This is a genomic window from Methylomicrobium album BG8, from assembly GCF_000214275.2.
GTDB classification, from domain to species: Bacteria; Pseudomonadota; Gammaproteobacteria; order Methylococcales; family Methylomonadaceae; genus Methylomicrobium; species Methylomicrobium agile.
The window spans coordinates 2,043,893-2,064,550 of record NZ_CM001475.1 but is presented as its reverse complement, the minus strand read 5'-3'; the positions used below and the strand labels follow the sequence as shown (position 1 = coordinate 2,064,550).

At 54.1% G+C, this 20,658-nt stretch carries 18 protein-coding genes; 14 read left to right on the top strand and 4 right to left on the bottom strand.

Annotated elements, in window-relative coordinates; genetic code table 11:
• The first annotated feature begins 8 nt into the window (after positions 1-8).
• The 13 genes from METAL_RS21550 to METAL_RS08895 all read left to right on the top strand — a co-directional run bounded on the left by METAL_RS21550 (position 9) and on the right by METAL_RS08895 (position 15,132).
• On the top strand, positions 9-1,109 hold the full coding sequence (locus tag METAL_RS21550; RefSeq protein ID WP_040578312.1) for an RHS repeat-associated core domain-containing protein: 1,101 nt from the start codon (positions 9-11) through the stop codon (positions 1,107-1,109).
• 15 nt (positions 1,110-1,124) lie between these two features.
• Positions 1,125-1,682 carry a suppressor of fused domain protein gene (locus tag METAL_RS08925; RefSeq protein WP_005371593.1) on the top strand — a complete coding sequence of 186 codons (558 nt, stop codon included), beginning with the start codon at positions 1,125-1,127 and terminating at the stop codon, positions 1,680-1,682.
• Between the two features lie 154 nt (positions 1,683-1,836).
• Entirely contained in the window at positions 1,837-3,084 is a 1,248-nt protein-coding gene (locus METAL_RS19920; RefSeq protein ID WP_031431583.1) for an RHS repeat-associated core domain-containing protein, read from the top strand.
• Complete coding sequence (locus METAL_RS08915) at positions 3,074-3,715, top strand: hypothetical protein (RefSeq protein WP_005371592.1); 642 nt, start codon at positions 3,074-3,076, stop codon at positions 3,713-3,715. The genes METAL_RS19920 and METAL_RS08915 overlap by 11 nt, the downstream gene beginning before the upstream one ends.
• Before the next feature lie 243 nt (positions 3,716-3,958).
• On the top strand, positions 3,959-4,450 hold the full coding sequence (locus METAL_RS20700; RefSeq protein ID WP_213069487.1) for a hypothetical protein: 492 nt from the start codon (positions 3,959-3,961) through the stop codon (positions 4,448-4,450).
• Positions 4,443-4,928 carry a hypothetical protein gene (locus METAL_RS08910; RefSeq protein ID WP_005371591.1) on the top strand — a complete coding sequence of 162 codons (486 nt, stop codon included), beginning with the start codon at positions 4,443-4,445 and terminating at the stop codon, positions 4,926-4,928. The genes METAL_RS20700 and METAL_RS08910 overlap by 8 nt, the downstream gene beginning before the upstream one ends.
• Positions 4,929-6,094: 1,166 nt before the next feature.
• Positions 6,095-6,637, top strand: coding sequence for a hypothetical protein (locus tag METAL_RS20695; protein ID WP_005371590.1), 543 nt, complete (start codon positions 6,095-6,097; stop codon positions 6,635-6,637).
• A gap of 111 nt (positions 6,638-6,748) precedes the next feature.
• Entirely contained in the window at positions 6,749-8,074 is a 1,326-nt protein-coding gene (locus METAL_RS08905; RefSeq protein WP_005371589.1) for a hypothetical protein, read from the top strand.
• Positions 8,075-8,386: 312 nt separating this feature from the next.
• Complete coding sequence (locus METAL_RS20690; RefSeq protein ID WP_005371588.1) at positions 8,387-8,896, top strand: hypothetical protein; 510 nt, start codon at positions 8,387-8,389, stop codon at positions 8,894-8,896.
• A 36-nt stretch (positions 8,897-8,932) separates the two neighbouring features.
• A complete protein-coding gene (locus tag METAL_RS20685; RefSeq protein WP_213069486.1) occupies positions 8,933-9,106 on the top strand; it encodes a hypothetical protein in 174 nt (57 codons plus the stop codon).
• A complete protein-coding gene (locus tag METAL_RS22120) occupies positions 9,069-9,278 on the top strand; it encodes an HNH/endonuclease VII fold putative polymorphic toxin (protein WP_157203455.1) in 210 nt (69 codons plus the stop codon). Before METAL_RS20685 ends, METAL_RS22120 begins: the two co-directional genes overlap by 38 nt.
• A 741-nt stretch (positions 9,279-10,019) precedes the next feature.
• Positions 10,020-14,264: a DEAD/DEAH box helicase gene (locus METAL_RS08900; RefSeq protein ID WP_005371587.1), complete on the top strand. Its 4,245-nt coding sequence runs from the start codon at positions 10,020-10,022 to the stop codon at positions 14,262-14,264.
• 385 nt (positions 14,265-14,649) lie between these two features.
• Entirely contained in the window at positions 14,650-15,132 is a 483-nt protein-coding gene (locus METAL_RS08895; protein ID WP_005371586.1) for a PepSY domain-containing protein, read from the top strand.
• 58 nt (positions 15,133-15,190) lie between these two features.
• Here METAL_RS08895 and METAL_RS08890 read toward each other — a convergent pair whose 3' ends face one another.
• The 4 genes from METAL_RS08890 to METAL_RS08870 all read right to left on the bottom strand — a co-directional run bounded on the left by METAL_RS08890 (position 15,191) and on the right by METAL_RS08870 (position 19,559).
• Entirely contained in the window at positions 15,191-15,730 is a 540-nt protein-coding gene (locus METAL_RS08890; RefSeq protein WP_005371585.1) for a gamma carbonic anhydrase family protein, read from the bottom strand.
• Positions 15,731-16,172: 442 nt separating this feature from the next.
• Positions 16,173-18,578 (bottom strand): MMPL family transporter, encoded by a 2,406-nt coding sequence (locus METAL_RS08880; RefSeq protein ID WP_005371584.1) that lies wholly within the window; start codon positions 18,576-18,578, stop codon positions 16,173-16,175.
• Positions 18,553-19,143: an outer membrane lipoprotein carrier protein LolA gene (locus METAL_RS08875; protein WP_245549500.1), complete on the bottom strand. Its 591-nt coding sequence runs from the start codon at positions 19,141-19,143 to the stop codon at positions 18,553-18,555. Before METAL_RS08875 ends, METAL_RS08880 begins: the two co-directional genes overlap by 26 nt.
• Entirely contained in the window at positions 19,140-19,559 is a 420-nt protein-coding gene (locus METAL_RS08870; protein ID WP_005371582.1) for an acyl-CoA thioesterase, read from the bottom strand. Before METAL_RS08870 ends, METAL_RS08875 begins: the two co-directional genes overlap by 4 nt.
• A 193-nt stretch (positions 19,560-19,752) precedes the next feature.
• Between METAL_RS08870 and METAL_RS08865 the strand changes: the two genes are divergently transcribed.
• The gene (locus METAL_RS08865) at positions 19,753-20,538 is read left to right on the top strand and encodes a hypothetical protein (protein WP_005371581.1); all 786 of its coding nucleotides are present in this window, start codon (positions 19,753-19,755) and stop codon (positions 20,536-20,538) included.
• Positions 20,539-20,658 lie beyond the last annotated feature (120 nt).

Sequence of the window (20,658 nt, the reverse complement as noted above, 5' to 3'; positions counted from 1 at the left end):
CCGGCTACGTGACCGGCCACGGCAATGCCGTGCAATTCGGCTACGACGCGGCGCGTAACCTGACCCGCTACACGCGCAATGGCCTGACCACCCGCTACGTCTACGACGGCCACCGCCGCCGTGCGCTCAAGCTCGCCAGCGGCAGCGAGACGCGCTATGTCTACGACGGCCAGGATCACCTCCTCTACGAACTGGCCGCCAACGGCAGCCGCTGCAACTACGTCTGGCTCGGCGACATCCCGCTGGCGGTGATCGACCAGAACGCCGCCGGCGCGCTGACCGCCGCCTATGCGATCGAAACCGACTTCGCCAATACCCCGCGCTACCTACGCTCCGCCTTGCCGAACGTCAACCTGAGCCAACCGGTCTGGGCCTGGCCGCTGGCCCCCTATGGCAATGCCCCGGCGCAGCAAGATCCGGACAATAACGGCAGTCAAGTCGTCTTCAACCTGCGCTACCCCGGCCAGTACTACGATGCCGAGTCGGGCCTGCATTACAACCACACCCGCTATTTCTCGCCCCGCACCGGCCGCTATCTGCAACCGGACCTCATCAAGCTGGAGGGCGGAGTCAATGTGTACACCTATGCCAATGGCAATCCGGTACACTATACCGATCCGACCGGGACGTTCGGTGTAGTCGGTGCCTTTTTTGGCGGACTTTTCGACTTCAGCTTTCAGATGCTGAGCAATGGCTTTGATATTGGCGCCGTGAGTTGGGGCGAAGTGGGTGCTTCGGCGGCTTTGGGGGGAGTCGGCGGTGTGGGAGTCGGTACGCTTGGGAAGATGAAGAAGGTTGTTGATAAGGCGGGGGATGTTACAAAGAGCGCAGCGGATATTACGAGACGACCTTCAAGCTTCAGAAAACAAACAGTACAAGATGCATGGGATAATGCTACAACTGGATCGAAGCCTGGGTCAAAAGCATGTCCTACATGTAGCAAAGATGTGGAAGTTGCACCAACTCAGGGACGCAGAGATTGGGATGTTGATCATCAGCCAAAATGGAGTGAGAGGAGCTTGAGTGGCATGGACAGAAAGCAGGTCCTAGACGAATATAACAAAGATGTAAGGTTACGATGCCCAAGCTGTAACCGTTCTGACAACTGAGGAGCAAGCCAAATCATGAACATTATTGACCATGCTGAAATATTTCTTGGAAAAGTTTCACAAGGTTGGAAGGAAAATCTTTCTTCTGATGGCTTGCAAGTAGTGTGTTTCGAGGATAGCCCATTTAAATCTGTAGATACCTTTTTCACAGTGGGTTTAAGTCACCACGAGTTAAGGATATCTGATGAAAAAAAAGTCCGTCAGGAGTTGGTTTTCCCTCTATCAGGATCAGACACGAGCACGGCTGAAAATATGGTCTCACTCTTGCTCTTTATTTGTGAGCTGATCCTAAAGGATCACAACGCTCTTCTTCGAGGACAGGTAATACGACTTCCAGTAGATGCAGCTAAGAAACTCGGATTTGATGCGGTGTATTGTACAATTCCTGTATTTATGGGTGATGCTTTTGCAACCTTTAGCGGGTCAGAACCGCCGACAGTCGTTGTTTGGTCTATTCCCATTTACACTAGTGAAGCGAATTATGTTAATGCAAATGGTTGGAACAAATTCGAAGATTTATTGGAAGAAAAAGACCCCGATTTATTTTCTTTAGAGCGTGAACCAATAATTTGATGTTACAACCCGTAAGATACTCTGTTCAAACCCGTAACCCGTAACCCGTAAGGCGGAACCGGCTTTGCCGGGTTCCGCCATTCGGAACGACCACGATGCCGAACGAGCCCTGTAGCGCCACGACGCCAACGGCAACCTGGAGCAAGTTCAACAGTTGAACGCGAACGGCGTGCCGCTTGCCAACAATCATTTGGTCTACACCGGCAACCGCCTGACCCAGGAAACGCAAACGCCCGCCCCGGCCGAAGGCGGCCTGGACGGCTCCAACGGCCCGTACCGCTACGACCTATCCGGCTACGTGACCGGCCACGGCAATGCCGTGCAATTCGGCTACGACGCGGCGCGTAACCTGACCCGCTGCACGCGCAATGGCCTGACCACCCGCTACGTCTACGACGGCCACCGCCGCCGCGTGCTCAAGCTTACGAATGGCAGCGAGACGCGTTCCATCTACGACGACCAGGATCATCCGCTCTACGAACTGGCCGCCGACGGCAGCCGCCGGAACTACGTCTGGCTCGGCGACATCCCGCTGGCGGTGATCGATCAGAATGCCGCCGGCGCGCTGACCGCCGCCTACGCGATCGAAACCGACTTCGCCAATACCCCGCGCTACCTGCGCCCCGCCTTGCCGAACGCCAACCTGAGCCAGCCGGTCTGGGCTTGGCCGCTGGCCCCCTATGGCAACGCCCCGGCACAGCCAGATCCGGACCATGACGGCAGCCAAGTCGTCTTCAATCTGCGTTACCCCGGCCAATATTACGATGCCGAGTCGGGATTGCATTACAACCATACCCGCTATTTCTCGCCAAGAACCGGAAGATACTTGCAGCCCGACCTCATCAAACTGGAGGGCGGGGTCAATGTGTATACCTATGCCAATGGCAATCCGGTACACTTTACCGATCCGACCGGGACCGTTTGGGATTTTGTGGATATCGGCTTTTTTGCGCAGAGTCTGTTTAACTTTATCCAACAGCCGGGCTTGGACAACGCCATTAACTTGGGGCTTGACGGGGTTGGGTTGTTACCTGGGGTACCGGCGTTAGGGACACTTAGGCAGGTGGGCCAGGCGGCGGATAAAGTGATGGATGGGGTAAAAGGGGTTAAGCCACCTAACCTTAGTCCTTCAGGCGCTGGCCGTAATGGGGCTTTCCGAGAAGCGAAAAGACAGTCTGGCGTACCGGTCAATCAACAACCCAGTCGTGTTACTCCAAATGTCGACAAGAGGGGAAATACTCAACCAGGGAAAATCTATGAGTTTGATAGTCCTACCTCTGGCGGAGGTATGAAAACTATAAGGATTAGGGATGACTCCGGTGGGCATAATTTCGGAGCAGGCAATTTACAAAATCGTGGGCCACATTTTAATGATGAAATAGGTAATCATTATGACTACTGAGATTAAAACTACTATTACAATGAATATCTCTGTAAAAAACGAAGTATTCAACCTAAATAAATCAAACATCCCTGAAAATTGCACCTTGGCAGCTATTTCTTGGTTTCTTAGTGGTGAATCTATCAGTACGTTACAGTTGAAGATTTTGAATATTATTATTAATTTAATTACTGAGAAGCTAACAAAATATAATGTTTGGTTATTTATAGGTAACTCTACATGGCAACCTGATACAAGAGTTGTTCGTTATCGAAAACTCTGGAATGCATTAAAAGCAAGAGGTGTCGAAATTCCCCATTTCGGTGAAACTTTTGAACAGATGCAAGAAAGCGCTCAAGGACTAAAGTTTTTTGGAGCTAAGCTAATTTCAGAATTAAGTACTACTAGTGTTATCCAAGCTATTCATGAAGAACGTTGCGCTTATATATTGGCCTTACCTAAAGATATTAGTATTGACCAGGCACTCGACAAAGGATGGCAAGTAAATAATATCTTTGATAGAGAGCTTTTAAAATTTATTGCAAAGAGTAATGGAATAATTTTAAAGGCTGTTGGGGAGTTTGATGACTATGAAGCGGGTTTTGTTGGTATTGCTAAGCCGGAATTGATTGTGAAGCTTATAACCCGGTAACCCGGTAAGGCGGATTCGCCGATAGGCAATCCGTCATGGCTTTGAACCCGTAAGGCGGAACCGGCTTTGCCGGGTTCCGCCATTCGGAACGACCACGATGCCGAACGAGCCCTGTAGCCCTGTAGGTCGGGCAACCGCTTTATCGTTGCCCGACGCCCATGTGGCGATCATGCTTCGGAATATTGCTCGGGCCTGAAGCCTGCCACCTTTCAAGGCATTGGAAATGTCGGGCACAAAAAGCATGTGCCCGACCTACACGACTTTACCGGTCCGACCGGGACATCCTGGGACATCGGAGACTTCTTTTCGACGTTTTCTTCGATATTTTCCAGCTTTACGTCTCAGTTTATCAGCTTCTCTGATACCGGTAATGTATCTACGCCTGAAGTTGGAAAGGCAGATTTAGTTAAGGGAGTTGTTAATGCGGTAAAAAATGCATTGAACTCACGTCAAGCTAGACGGGAAACAATGAGGCAAGAAAAAATCCCAACTAGCCAACAACCGATTTCTCAATCTAAAAATCAATCCGGTCGAGAGTACAAGTATGAGGTTCCGAAGAAAGGAGGAGGGATAGAAACAAAGTCAGTTCAACAACAAACATTGGATAGAAGCCATCCAGGTGAAAAACATTGGGAGGCCGGATCGATTAAAGTTGACGGTGATGGAAATATACAAACAAATAAATACGGTTTTCCAAAACTGGAAAATAATAAATCGAAGGTAGATTATGAATGATTCAATAGAGAGAAAACAAAAAATTGCTTATAAAGTTAATCTTAAAGATCATTTAACAGAACTAAGCTACTTTAGTCAAAAGCCTGTGACAGAAGCATCTTTGTTATCTATAGAAGAAACAAAAAAAATAATGAATATAAAAATTAGCGATCAAGCGGTAACTACCCGCTTTACTATTCCATTCAAAGATAAAAACCTTCCAAGATTTGCCTTATTTATCGATTTATTGTACAAACAAAATCCAGGCCCTATGTTTATTTGGACTAAATTTTCTGAAATTTGCGGATGTATCAAAATCAACTCAATTAAAGAATTTAATTTTGAATTTCCTTTCTCTGCGAGCTCTCACGGCATTGTTACTCTCATCACTAAAGATATCACCGATAAAATGGTACTTGATTACTACTTAGATGAAGAGGATAAAGAAATGCTAGAGGTTAGCTTAATAGGGAATAATTGGTCGGCAATTCGTTATTAACCCGTAACCCGTAACCCGTAAGGCGGAACCGGCTTTGCCGGGTTCCGCCATTCGGAACGACCACGATGCCGAACGAGCCCTGTAGGTCGGGCAACCGCTTTATCGTTGCCCGACGCCCATGTGGCGATCATGCTTCGGAATATTGCTCGGGCCTGAAGCCTGCCACCTTTCAAGGCATTGGAAATGTCGGGCACAAAAAGCACGTGCCCGACCTACACGACTAAAAGACCTTAATTTAACGAAGAATACGGAAAAGGTCAGCCCTGTAGGTCGGGCAACTGCTTTATCGTTGCCCGACATCCATGTGGCGATCATACTTCAGAATATTGCACGGGCCAGAAACCCTGTCACCTTTCAAGGCATTGGAAATGTCGGGCACAAAAAGCACGTGCCCGACCTACACGACTATGGTACGTGTCTGAAACCCTGCCACCTTTCAAGGCCTTGGAAATGTCGGGCACAAAAAGCGCGTGCCCGACCTACAGGGCTTTTTTAACGGACCAGCTGAGGTAAATGTCCCTCTCGAACGTCTTCTAGTTAAATACGTATTAAGAGCTAAAGGCTGTTACGCTGTGAAAACAGCCTAATAAAATCCCCCTGCTCCGCTTTTTTCAAAGGGAGGAAAGCGGCATTGTCAAAGGGGCGAGGGTATGAGCCGCTTCAACAATGGCCAAAACGACATCCCTCCTTTGAAAAGAGAGAGCGAGCATGCTGGCGGACATCTTCTCCTTTGAAAAAGCTGTCTCTTGATTACAACTCAGCAAGCGCAGATTTGCTGAGTTGTAATCAAGAGACAAGCGAGAGGGGGGAGCAAGGGGTGCGACCTATTATCGACCCAAAATATGGCTGTTAAAACCTTATTGGACGAGGCTATTCCAGCGAGCCGTGATATGAAAAAACAAACAATATAATTAAGATAACAAATGCGCCTACCCCGCAAGCCACCAACTTGCTTACAGCAGATCAGGGCTTTCATGCGGCGGCATCTGGTTAAAAAGGCCCGGGGGGGGTAATCAGTATTAATTCAAACCTAATTTATTGTCCATTTACGAGAGGAAACCAAGGCAGGCTGTTTAGCAAAGACTAAGCAACCAACCAGAAAACGAAATCGTTAAAAGAGCCGGGAAATCTATATTTTTTAACAAAACACCTTTAGGGGCATTCTTATGAAACAGCTTATCAAATCTGCGCTACATAGCTTTCTGCTCATCGCTGTATGTGTTATTGTCAAACCCGTATTTTCACAAGATTTAAATCCGACAGAAAAATCTCCTGCTGCGGCCGAATTTAATGACGCACAACAAGAGAACCCCCAACTGACTATCGACGTACTCACTGCTCCGATTAAATCAAAAGCAGAGCTAAACAAATATCTTCAAACGACGCCAATTCCCCAGTCTCCACTGCGTTTCTTGTCGCACACCCACCGCCTTAAAGAGTTCTTGTCCAGCTTGTATTTCGGCCCGCGTGGTTTAACAAGTTATAAGACACCAGCGTTGGAAGCCCTAACACCAACGCAGGCTTATCAGATTTTGAGCTTGTTTGGTTTACAAAGCACCGTTTCAATGCTCACTAGCTTAGTGCCTGTCACCCCTCTCGATAATGTGATCATGACGAATACCACTGCCGCACCGGCCATTAGTTGTATATTTGGTAGAGATGGGCCTGGGTGTGAGGCCCGTAGTGCAGCTATATGTTGCCGATCTTAGTAGGAAGGTCTAATCAAAAAGCGACATGCATGTATCAACCTATTTTTTAAGGTGTACGTTAACCAGCGCCTTCCAGCCAGGGAGAAGCACTGGTTCTAAGCCGGAAACCTCATGAGAGCAAAGTATTTTTGGTTGCAATTAGCTTTTAGTGGCGCGATATCATTTAACGCGGCATCTGCGCCAGCCATGACGCTTGTGGATGACTACCTCGCGTTCCGGCGAGCTATTAACCCTCTCCCCGGAGAAACTGTCGCCGCGCAAGAGGTGCGTATCCAGAATCGATACGATAGGTATTTTCGGGTCGCCCAATCGCGCGTCCATAAAATATCCGATGCGGATTTGCATATTCTGCTGAGGGCTGCCATTGACACCGGTAAATTCACTGAAACTTCGCGATTTCTTAATCAAGCCCTGACTGATCTCAATGAACTCGCATCCAGAGGGCAAGCTGTCGATCGCGATTACCTCGATGTCTACCAAGAGCTTGTTCACTACCGGCGGTTGACAGAAGCGAAAACGATTTTTAGAGATCACCACGTTGATGGCATGGAGCCTATTCCCACAATTATCGACCAAGTTGGCACTTTGCGGCATGCGCGTACGGAATATCAGATCTCAAGTGGTCGTGATGAACTAATCCATCGGCTCTCGGTATTGCCAAAGACGGGAATCCTAGTCACTGCAAGCCCACATTGTGGCTATGCGGTCAATGCAGCACACACCATTCATAACGACCCGATTTTAGGCCCAGTATTTCGGGATCACTCTAAATGGTTAGCACCACCAGACGGACGTTATGATCTCAGCGCGTTTCAGGACTGGAATAATGCCTATCCCGAGGCGACGCTCTCCATCACTTATCGTCAGAGCGATTGGGAATTCATCAAGAATTGGGGTTCACCAACTTTCTATTTCTTTCGTAATGGACGGTTGATCAGGAAGCTGGAAGGTTGGAGACAAGAGGGAGGAGGTCAGAAATTAGAAAAGATAGTGCGTTCACTAGGCCTGATTAACCCAAGCATGGCGCTTCGCCAGCCGGAGAAAGAGGTCAGTCACTCAACCAGCGTAAAGACACCAGATGGCACAACGAATAGCGAACACAATCGGCATCTCATTAATCTCGCCACTGCACCCATAAAATCAAAAGGCGATCTTGATGCCTATCTAAAGAGAACGCCGCCTTCCGAATCCCCTTTCCTGTATCTGTCGCCGCTTGATCTGAAAATCTTTTTAGACGGGCTGATTTTTGATAAATCAGGATTGACACAATTCCCGCCGGATGTATTTAAAGGTCTTGCCGTAACACAAGCCTATAAGCTGCTCGCTCTATTTGGATGGCAACTCGTCGTCCCAAGCATACCGGATCTTCGCGAGCAGGACTCACTCGATACGCTTATTAAGAGCGCTGAAAAGAATGCGGAGAAAAATGATCGATGATTTGAAGCAGACGTGGGGAACCATAAGGGTTTTTTAATGGGGTTTGAAGTCCAATGGTACGAAACCTTACGCTAGTCTTTAAACTCATTCGTATTTCAACATTTATTATAAGCGCATCTTATGGCCTTGCGGAAAACAGGGTGCGGATCGTCATGGTCCAAGTTACACTGACAAAATGCATGTGAATTTTTAACCAAACAGCTTCTAATTTCAAAGCGGTAACATATTGAAGCAATTTCATATTATGCAAGCGACGGTTCAAAATTAATAGTTTTAATGCAAGAAATTGGCTTGAACTGATTTCTGGTCCATATGCTTAAGCCAGAGGCAAAACATTGGATTGTGGCGCTTGCGGTATCTGCGTTATTACACCTAATTCTCTTTAGCCTTGACATAAGTTTTCAAACGATACCAATCTCTCGGATAACAAACCCTATTGAGGTGGTTTTAATAAAATCACCGACTCATGAAAAGCCTATTTCGAAGATCACAAAGGTGATTCCTCCACAAGCATCCGCCATTAGCAACGGTATGCCATTAAGTAACGCTGTCTCCGTGCCTTCTAAAAAGAATAAGCCTGGGATGATACCCTCACGTCATGCTGAAAAAAGCCTGCCCAATAAAACAACCGTAGCTATACCGCCAACGCAGCCCAAAGCAGTAGCAAATTCAGTTGAGAAACAAACGGCAAATCCAGTCCCGAAGCGGGACTGGAGTAACATCGCCAAAGAAATGATTCGCGACAATGCTGACAAAGAAATAGTGCGGGATCAGCGCCAAGGCGAATTATGGCTAAACCCGGTAAGGCGGATTCGCCGATAGGCAATCCGCCATGGCTTTGAAGCATGTTGTGGCGTTTTGCTATCGCGAAAACGCCCTACGCCCTACGAGCTGACCGAAGTGGAAGCCGCCGACACCCCGGAAGCGCGCACCGCCACCCGCACCTGGGACAGCCCTGTAGGTCGGGCAACCGCTTTATCGTTGCCCGACGCCCATGTGGCGATCATGCTTCGGAATATTGCTCGGGCCTGAAGCCCTGCCACCTTTCAAGGCATTGGAAATGTCGGGCACAAAAAGCACGTGCCCGACCTACACGACTATAAGGATCAGGGATGACTCTGGTGGGCATAATTTCGGAGCAGGCAATATACAAAATCGTGGGCCACATTTTAATGATGAAATAGGTAATCATTATGACTACTGAGATTAAAACTACTATTACAATGAATATCTCTGTAAAAAATTAAGTATTCAATCTAAATAAATAAAACATCCCTGAAAATTGCACCTTGGCAGCTATTTCTTGGTTTCTTAGTGGTGAATTTATCAGTACGTTACAGTTGAGGATTTTAAATATTACTATTAATTTAATTACTTATAAGCTAACAAAAAAAGTAAGGCGTAACCGGCTTTGCTGGGTTCCGCCACTCGGAACGACCACGATGCCGAACGAGCCCTGCAACTTTGATGCGATGCTCCAAACTTTATTTTATCTGTCGGCCTAGGGTTGGCGGATCGCCTGCCGGCATATCAAGCGACCCGGCATTCCAAGCTCATTCGGCGGAACCCGGCAAAACCGGTTCCGCCTTTAATAAAATGGAGACTTGACATGTCTATAACAGGTCGGGCAACCGCTTTAGCGTTGCCCGATGTCCATATGGCGATCCTACTTCGGAATATTGCGAGGATCTGAAACCCTGTCACCTTTCAAGGTCTTGGAAATGTCGGGCACAAAAAGCGCGTGCCCGACCTACACGACTGACCATCGGGAAGCGCATCGTTCGTGATCGGCCCATGTGCCGCAAGAAGGCGCCTCTCTGGCGAACGATGCGCTTCACTTCGTTCAGCACATCCTACTGCCTTCCAGGTAAAATGGTGGCAGTTTCCTGCCAAATGACCGTTTACTCAAAAATTCTTATCTCCTCCATGTCCGGCAACTAAAGCCATGACGCATATCCTGCATTCTTTCCATCCTGCCGTCTCACATTGGTTTCTGGATCGATTCCAGGCGCCGACAGACGTTCAAAGCCAGGCCTGGCCCGCGATTCAGGCCGGCCAGGCGACGCTGATCGCCGCGCCGACCGGTTCCGGTAAAACGCTGGCCGCCTTTCTCGCGGTGATCGATCAACTGGTCAAACAAGGCGTCGAGAGCTTTTTGCCCGATCAGGCGCTGGTACTGTACGTTTCCCCGCTGAAAGCGCTGTCCAACGACATCCATAAGAACCTGGAACTGCCGCTGTCCGGCATCGGCATGGCGCTGCTCGAAGCCTCATTGCCCGGTGTCGTGATCCGCGCGCAGACCCGGACCGGCGACACCAGCCAGGCCGAACGGATCGCGATGAGGCGCACTCCGCCGCACATCCTGGTCACGACGCCAGAGTCCTTATATATTCTCCTGACCTCCGAATCGGGCCGCGAGATGCTGAAAACGGTACGCAGCGTGATCGTCGACGAAATTCATGCCGTGGCCGGCAACAAGCGCGGCGCACATCTGATGCTGTCTCTCGAAAGATTGACTCAGCTAACCGAAAAGCCGCCGGTGCGGATCGGCCTGTCCGCGACGCAGAAGCCCTTGACCACAATCGCACGCTTTTTGACCGGAGACCGCAACGAGCCCTGTACGATCATCGATACGGGCCATGTCCGGCAACGCGATTTGAAAATCGAGGTGACCGGCTCGCCGCTCGAAGCGGTGATGGCGAACGAGGTCTGGACCGAAATCTACGACCGTCTCGTCGAACTGGTCAACGACCACCATACCACGCTGATTTTCGTGAACACCCGGCGGCTCGCCGAACGCGCCGCCGCCGCGCTGGCCGAACGCCTCGGCGAGGAGTTCGTGACCTCGCATCACGGCAGCCTGGCGAAGGAACACCGGCTCGACGCGGAAAACCGGCTCAAGCAGGGCCGGCTGAAGGCGCTGGTCGCGACCGCCTCGCTCGAACTCGGCATCGACATCGGCGATGTCGACCTGGTCTGCCAGCTCGGCTCGCCGCATGGGATCGCGGCGTTCCTGCAGCGGGTCGGCCGTTCCGGGCACCGGCTCGACGCAACCCCGAAAGGGCGGCTGTTTCCGCTCACGCGCGACGACCTGCTGGAATGCACCGCGTTGTTGAACGCGGTCGCGCACGATCAGCTCGACACGATCCGAATCCCGGATCATCCGCTGGACGTGCTCGCCCAGCAAATCGTCGCGGAAGTCGCCTGCCGCGAGTGGCCGGAGCAGAATTTATATGAAACCCTGCGCAAAGCCTGGCCGTATCGCGAACTAACATTGGAGCAATATACTGCGGTCGTCAAGATGCTTGCGGACGGCTACCACACCCGGCGCGGACGCCGCGGCGCCTACCTGCACCGCGACGCCGTGCACGGGATGCTCAGGCCGCGCAAGGGCGCGCGGCTGACCGCGATCGTAAACGGCGGCGCGATCCCGGATCAGTTCGACTACGACGTAATCATGCAGCCGGAAGGGCTGTTCGTCGGCACGCTGAACGAGGATTTCGCGTTCGAAAGCATTCCTGGCGACATTTTCCAGCTCGGCAACAATTCCTACCGGATGCTGAAGATCGAGCAAGGCAAAGTGTTTGTCGAGGACGCGCACGGCCAGCCGCCGAACATCCCGTTCTGGTTCGGCGAGGCGCAGGGACGCAGCCGCGAACTGTCCGAAGCGGTGTCGGATTTGTCCGAAACGGTCGATCGCCTGCTCGAACAGGGCGGCGATGCTGCGCGCGATTTCATCTTCCACCGGCTCGGCCTGCCCTCGCCTGCCGCCGAGCAGCTGCATCATTATCTCGCCACCTCGAAAGCCGCGCTGACCGCGCTGCCCTCGTTCAAGACGATCATCTTCGAACGCTTTTTCGACGAAACCGGCGACATGCATTTCGTGGTGCATTCGCCCTACGGCTCGCGAATCAACAAAGCCTGGGGGCTGGCGCTCCGGAAACGCTTCTGCCGGCGCTTCAATTTCGAACTGCAGGCGGCCGCGACCGAGGACAACATCGTGCTGTCGCTGGGGCCGACGCACAGTTTCCCCCTGCTCGAACCGGCCGGCTACCTGAAGGCTGCTTCGGTCAGGGACGTGCTGGTCCAGGCGCTGTTGGCCGCACCGATGTTTCCGACGCGCTGGCGCTGGGTCGCGAATACCGCGCTGGCGGTGCCGCGTAACCGCGGCGGCAAAAAAGTGCCGGCGCAGTTCCAGCGCAACGATGCGGAAGACCTGATCGCGATCGTTTTTCCGGACCAACTCGCCTGTTTCGAGAATATCGCCGGCGACCGGGAGATTCCGGATCATCCGCTGGTCGAGCAAACGCTGTGGGACTGCCTGCACGACCTGATGGACCTCGACGGCCTTGAAGCCGTTCTGGCAGGCATCGAAAGCGGGGAAATCCGGGTGATTGCCCGCGACCTGACTTCGCCCTCGCCGATGGCACAGGAAATTCTGAATGCGCGGCCGTACGCATTCCTCGACGACGCGCCCGCCGAAGAACGCCGTACGCTGGCGGTGCAGCAGCGCCGTTTCGGCAGTCCCGAAGATGCCGCCGAAATCGGCCGCCTGAATCCCGAAGCGATCGAACAAGTCTGCCGGGAAGCCTGGCCGGAAGCGCGCGATCCGGACGAACTGCACGATGCGCTGGTCGTACTCGGCTTCATGACCGAGCTGGAAGGCCTGCGCGCACCGATCGGATTATTCACGGCGCTGCAGCGCAGCGACCGGGCAACCGCGCTGCGATTGCCGAATGCGCAAACGCTCTGGGTAGCGGCCGAACGACTGGCCGAACTGCAGCAGCTTTTTCCGAACGCCGCACTCGAACCGCCTATTCGCGCGCTGCCTATCGACCGAACGCAGGCCGAAGAGGATGTCTTGCGCGATCTGGTTCGAAGCCGTCTCGAAGAACTCGGGCCGGTCACGGCCGATCTGCTCGCCCGCCCGCTGGGCCTGCCGACGCCGCGAATCGAGGCCGCGCTGATCGCACTGGAACAGCAGGGTATCGTGCTGCAGGGCCGCTTCACGCCCGGCGCGGAGGCCGTGGAATGGTGCGAGCGCGGCCTGCTCGCGCGGATCCACCGCTACACCCTGAAGCAGTTGCGCCGGGAAATCGAGCCGGTCGCCCCGAGCGTTTACATGCGCTTTCTGTTCCACTGGCACGGCCTGCGCGAACCGGGAACCGGCGAAGCGGCGCTCGCCAAGGCCCTGCATCAGCTCGAAGGTTGTAATCTCCCCGCTTCCTGCTGGGAACACGACATTCTGAGCCGGCGCATCAAACCTTATTTTGCGTCCGAACTGGACCAGCTTTGCACGTCAGGCAAATTCATCTGGCTGCGTCTGAAAGCACTGGGCGACAGCGCGCCGAAATCGGCCGGCAAAAACACGCCGGTCGCGCTGGTCGCGCGCGAGCACCTGGAAACTTGGCGCGCCTTTGCGCCGGTTCCGGACATCGAAGCGCAGGCGCTCTCCGGCAATGCGCAGAAAGTCCATGCCGCGATCAAGGAATGGGGGGCGAGCTTTTTTCAGGAGCTGGCCGCCGAAACCGGCCTGCTGAAGACGCAACTGGAAGAAGCGCTCGGCGAACTGGCCGCCGCAGGGGTGATCACTTCGGACAGCTTCCAGGGCCTGCGCACGCTGGTCACGCCGCAAAAGATCCTGCACCGGCGCGGCAAGCGCTATCCGATTTACGATCCCTTCGCCGCGGCCGGGCGCTGGTCGCTGCTGCGCTCCTTGCGAAAGCCTACGGAAGCGCATTATCCGGCCGTCGAACACATCGCCCGCATCCTACTCAAACGTTACGGCGTGGTGTTTCGGAAAGTGCTGGAACGGGAAGAAAACCTGCCGAGCTGGCGTGAACTGCTGTATGTTTACCGGCGCCTGGAAGCACGCGGCGAACTGCGCGGTGGCCGTTTCGTGCAAGGGTTTGCGGGCGAGCAATTCGCGCTGCCCGAAGCGGTCGGCCTACTTCGGAACCTGCGCAAACCGCCCATCACACCCGAGCTGGCCGTGATCAATGCGTCCGACCCGCTGAATCTGACCGGGATCGTCACGCCCGGCGACCGGATTCCGTCGATCCACAGCCAACGCCTCGTCTATAAGGACGGAACGCCACTGGCGCATGGCTCGGGCAAAAACGTGCATTACCTGCAAACTCTTGACGCGGAACATCAATGGCAATTGCAGTGGGCGCTGCTGAACAAATAATACCGCCCTTATGCTATTGCCGTGAAAGATGCGTAGGATATACCGACGTAAGGAGGCGCACCGAGTGCCCTTCAGGGTATCGGTCGCGAACGATACCCTGAAAGCTCTTGATGCGCTTCACTTCGTTCAGCACATCCTACGCATCTTTCACCTATCGCGATGACAGCCTCAACTTTATAGTATTGGCTTCCCTTTACCAGGACAAACGGGGTAAAAAAGCAAGAAAATTGTCGAATTTTATTGATGTCTATCAATCAAAATTATCGATAATAATTCTGTTACGCTCAGCGTCAATCACACTTTCATTTCAGACCGGCCGATTCCTAATCCATCCGCGTGGCGGAATCAGCGGCGTTTCCCGTCCTTCTTGATCAAGGAGAAAATCATGAACGCTAAATATATTTTTGTTGCATTCCTCGCCGTCATCGCCGCCGGCGCCGCTGCCCAAGGAACCCCGGAAGGGGACGCCTGCCGTAAAGCGGTGGCCGAGCTCGCAAAAGGCGAAATCGTCAAAATGAAGCTTAAAAATAAAAACGGCATAGACCTTTATGAAATCGACGTCAAATCCCCGGACGGCGTCAAGTGGGAGTTCAAGTGCGACAAGGCCACCGCCAAAATCCTCGAAAAGGAACAGGAACTGCCGAACGCCAATCATCCTACATTTACGGCACTGAAAAAAATCGATGAAACGCAGGCCCGCCAGATTGCCCTGAAGGCCCAGCCCGGAACGATTACCAAGGTAGAATATGAAATCGAAAAGGACGGCACCGCCACGTATGAATTCGGCATCAGAACGAGCGACGACCAGGATATGGAGGTCGAAGTCGATGCCGCAACCGGCAAGATTATCAAGACCGAAGAAGATTAACGGCCTGCAGATGTCGGCAAGTCAACGAGAAGGCTGACGGATGCCGTCCGCAATCCGTTTATTCCGGAGATTCCTGCAAATGCTCATTCTTCAATTGAATGTAATGCGCCGCGGAATATTCGAGAAACTCTTTTTCGGAATCGGTTAGCGGCCGCTTTTTCTGGGCGGGCGAACCGACGTACAGATGCCCGCCCTCCAGCCGCTTGCCCGGCGGCACTAAGGCGCCCGCGCCCAGCATCACATAGTCTTCCAGCACCGCATCGTCCATCACGATCGCGCCGATGCCGACCAGGCAATAATCGCCGATCGTGCAGGCATGCGCGACCGCCCGGTGCCCGATCGTCACGCCCTTGCCGATCGTCAAGGGATAACCTTTTTGGGTGAACTGACCGTAATGCGTCACATGCAGCACCGAGCCGTCCTGCACATTGGTGCCTTCGCCGATCGTAATGCGCTCGACATCACCCCGAATCACGACCGAAGGCCAGATCGAAACGTCGTCGCCGAGCGTCACCTCGCCGATCACGGTCGCATTTTGGTCGATATAGACCCGTTCGCCGACGGCCGGCCGTTTACCTTTAAAACTTCTGACTGTCACAGTGACTCCTTGAATAGAATGTTCCCAGAAAGGGGTTAATATAACCGTTCCCCGGCGCTTAGGCCAGATTTACGGAAGCATTTCCGCCGGGCGTAACCGGCCTGAATCGCCGGTTCCAATCAATGGACCGGCAGGAGTCCAAAGCTGGCTTTGGATCACTTCTCTATTACGTTCAAAGCAAGCTTTTCAAAGCGGGCTTTGAACTCCAATGCTTGAGCTTTGTAGGACTTGTATATAACGATGAGCACTGGAGCGTGGGAACGAGAAATTTGCAGAGCAAATCCCCCCTGCCCCCTTTTTCAAAGGGGGATGTCGTCTTCCGGGCTCAGCCGGTAGCAGTAGGTCGGGCAACGATGAAGCTGTTGTCCGACCTACTCGGCTTGAAAAATCCCTGATACGGGACTGCCGGTAAGTCACTTAGGAAACAAAAGGAAACCGAACGCTACATCGGCGCGTCTTCAGTCCGCTTTTTACGAGGATTGAGCGCGCTTTTCCTAATGTTTCCGGCGATCTTGCGGGGCTCTTTGGGTCTTTGGAGCGGATTTTCTTTCCCGATCAAAGGCGCCGTCAGCATCGCGGCCATAATCCCGACCGCCACGGTAAAACCGAACGCATGCACGATCTCGGTCGAACTGACTGCGAGCAGGCCGAACGACAGCAAGGTCGTCAAGCCCGAAAGGGTAACGGCCAGCGAGGTGCTGGTTCGCCTTTCCCCGGCCAGATAAAAGAACGCCGCGTAATCGACGCCGATTCCCAAGACCAGCAGCAGCGCGAAAAGATTGAAGAGGCTGAACAGCTGATTGAACCAGCCGGTCAACGCGAGTGCGGCCAGCGACGCAACAAGCGGAACCGACATCACGGTCAGGGCGCCGCGCCGGCCGAACTTGAAACACAGGCCTGCCGACACCAGCGCGAAGGCGGCAAACAGCAGCACGCTCGCCCTGATCCGATAGCGCGCGAACAGCGAAGAAAGTTCCTCGACATGATCGACCCAGACGACGCCCGGCAACGCTTCTAAAGACTTCAAAGCCGCAGCATCCCGAATCCGGCTCAGAGCCACGATGCCGGCACAGCGGCCTTCGGTACAGCCGAGCCAGAGCGACCGTTTGCCGGCGTCGGCCGCCGCCAGCCAGTCTTCCAGTTTCAGCGTGCCGCCCTCGGCCTCGGCAAAGGTTTTCAATTCTGCGGCGATGGCGGCGCGGTCGAAGCCCAGTTCGCTCATATAACGTTTAGCCAGGCCGGAATCGAACAGGGCCTTTTTCACCAGAAGATAGTCAGTCCGCTGGTTTTCGGGATCGGGCCAGTAGCGGCTGAGCCCTTCGTAGGATTTCAGAGCGTCGCGCCGGATCAGGGCATCGAGCTTTTCGAGCAGGCGCTGTTCGTTAACATACCACTCCTGCCGATCCTTGCCCGAAACGAGGAAAAACTGGTTGTCCCGTAGTTGCAAGAGCCGCCGGATCTTTTCGGCGTCCTGCAGCAATGCCGGGGATGCGGACTGGAGTAAACGCACATCGTCGCGCGGGGTCAATTGGGCCGTACCGCCCGCCAGCACGATCAGCACCGATGCGCCGAGCCAGCGGCGGTTGTGGAAAGCCCAGTCCGGCCAGCGCCGTTCCCACAGCGTCGCCAGTTTCAGCAGCGCCGGCTCGTGCGCGAAGCGGAACCCGGTCAGCAGCAGCGGAAACAGCAGCACGACGGTCAGCCAGGCGGCGAACAATCCCACCGCGGAAAACAGCGCGACTTCTTGCAGCCCCGGAAACGGCGAAAAGCCGAGGCCCGCATAGCTGAGCAGGTTGCTGATCAGTCCCAGGAACAGCGCCGGAAATATCGCCGACAACCCTTTGCGCGGATTCCAGTCGCGCTCGCCGAAACTGTCGCAGAGATAATGTTGGGCGTAATCGTCGACCACGCCGATCAGGCTCGCGCCGAACACCAGCGTGATGATATGAATCTTGCCGAACATCCAGACACTAACGACTAATGCGGCGGCCAGGCCGCTTGCGATCGCTGCCGTGGACAAGAGCAACGGTCGGATGCTGCGGAACGTCCACAGAAACAGCAAGACAATCCCGATGCCGGAACCGATGCCGACCGTCGAGATTTCCCGTTGAGCCGACTCCGCGCCGTAGGCGGTAAACAGCGGCAGGCCCGAAACGAGCAGTTCGCCGCCGGACTTTTGTATCTCGGCCGCCGCATTCCGGCTCAATTGCAGCAGCTTTTCGAGCTTGTCCAGAGGCAGCCGGCCGTTGTCGAGATCGGCCTGCAGCAGCACCCAAACCTTTTGTCCATCCCGGACCGTCACGACGCCTTGTTCCAGATTCAGGCCGGCCGGTTTTTGCGTGGCCATATAGCGCCCGAATAGCAGCAAGGGATCGTGTTCGAGCATCGCTGCCTGCATCTGGCCGGCCGGGCTGTAGAGCATCTCCAGGTTCCGGTCGAGCAGAGCCTGAGGCTGCGATACCAATAAACGCCGCGTTTCCGGATCGAGCAAGCGATAGCGATGAGCGAAAAACCGCCGGTATCGATCGACGCCCTGTTCCTGGTTAACCTTCAATGTGATGCTGCCGAACAAGCCGCTGTCTCTGACCCGCTTTTCGAGCTGTTCGGCATTCGCAATGGCTGCTTCACCGCCGGGCGCGCCGATCAGCCAGATCACCTTGCGGTTGATCAACGCGTTGTGGCGTTCGATCGCCGCGGCAACGTCGGGACGCTGCTCGATTTTCGGCAACAGCGCCAGAAAGCCGGTTTCGAGCCAGTCGCGGTTCAGCGTGTCAAACCCGAGGACGCCGAGCAGCAGCATCCCGAGCAGCCAGATCCCGGCGCTAAGGCGCGGAAGATAAGCGTTCAAAATCGGCTTCCTGGGTGGACGTCAATGATTCGGGATGGGCGATAGGGTCGAAGGTGATGCGGGTGGAATTGCCGTTCGCTTCCTTGATGTCGATCTGCCTGAGTTCCTTGTCCCCGGCCAGTTGCATCTCGAAAATGATTTTTCGCAGCAAAGGATCCTTCGGCTTCAATTGCAGTCGCCATGCGGTTTTACCGTTCGTGCCGGCCAATTCGAAGCCTTCCTGCATCGACTGCAAATCGCCTCCGAACATCGCGGTAAACACCCGGCCGAACGCCGGCGGCAGAATCTGTTCGCCCTGCGCCGCCAATAATCTTGTTCGATTGACCAACAGCATGGAAGGCACCGGCGTCAACGTTTGCCAGATTACGCCGCGGCTTCGGTGGTAAATGAAGGTTCCGGTCGAGATCAGCGGCTTCTTCAGGACTTTGATGTTTTTTTCCTGCCGGAAGCGGCCTGCGGTCAATTCGGTCTTGACGAGCCGCGCACCGATCTCCGCCAGCGTATCGGTGGCCAGAGTCGCCCGCAATGGCATCAACAATAATAAAAGGATAGCCAACGGTTTCACGGCTTCACCCCCAGCTTTTTCAGCAATACCGGCGGCGACTCCAGGCACATTTCGCGGTTGCGCCTGTCCACCGCAACCTGGACCGTATGGCCCTTGGCCAGTTTCGCGCCGGTCGCGGCATCGATAATCGAATAATCGATCTTCAGGCGATGTTCCCATTCGGCGAGGAAGGCTCTGACCGTCACGATCCGGCCGAACACCGCCGGCTTGATATAGCGAATGCGCAGGTCGATGATCGGCCAATCATAGCCCGAATCGCGCATCGCGAGATAGTTATAGTCGATCCGGTCGAGCAGTTCGCAGCGGGCGATTTCGAAATATTTCGCATAATGTCCGTGCCACACGATCTCCATCATATCCGCATCGTGGAAAGGAATTTTAAGATCGATTTCGGCGCAGTAAATGGGGTTTTGCACTGAGCTATCCTGGTTAAGGGCGGGAATCCGGCCCGCTATTTTATGTCAGATTGGTTTTATCCGAAAAATAAACGGCCCGGCGCCAGCTTGCATGTTGGATGCCGTTGCGTTAGACTCCGAAATGCCCCCAGAGAACTCCGGTTATTAACGCACCCGGCCGCCGCCGCGGCCGAACCGATACAGGAGATGTCTTATGCAATTTTTTCGGATGCAATCCCCTCCCTACAGTTCCGACAGCCAGGATTTATCGATCAATGGCAATCTGGAATACGTTTACCGCTTTCCCGGCGTCAGTTGCAATGCTTGCAAGGCCACCTACGGCGGCAGCCGCATTCTGACCCTGGAAGCGCCGCCGCAAATCCGGACCGACCAGCGATTCCGGAGCCGCTGGCCGATTACCGAGCGGGAACACGCAGCCATGCAGCGCGAAGTCGCCGCTTATCTGGATGCCGATTTCGCCGCCTTTGAAACCTTCAAACCGGGCGACAATTTCCAGCCGGCCTACTACGACAGCCCGTCGCTTCCCCATACCGACTTTTTATGGCCGAACATCCGCAGCTTCGTCGTTTCGGCGAGAATGAAGCGGATCGTCTTCGACGAGCTGGCCGGCGACGTCGATATCGTTCCGATCAGTCCCCGCAAAGTCGGCAAGCGCCCCGGCAATGCCTTGCCCGCCGCCCTCGATCCGGACGATCCGCAGAACCGGATTCATGGCCCGGCAGCGATCGAGCCGTATTATCAGATTCTGGTCCGGTCGGAATCGGATTATCCGAAGGGCGGTTCGCCGGTTTCGGTCTGCCCGGTCTGCAAACACGAAACGATCGACGACGAAAAACGGGAGCTGGTGATGCGCGAAGACATGTGGCGCGGCCAACCGATCTTCCTGCTCAGGACGACGTTGTACGTAATCGTGACCGAAGCGCTGGCCGAGAAAATCCAAAGGGCCGGCGCCAGCAATGTCGATTTCGTGCCGGTCTAACTCGCGGCCGGTACAAGTCATCGCCGTATCTCAGATACGAAGGCCGGATAAGCGCAGCGCATCCACCGCATGATTGCCGGATGCGCTGCGCTTATCCGGCCTACGAGAGAGGATTGGGGG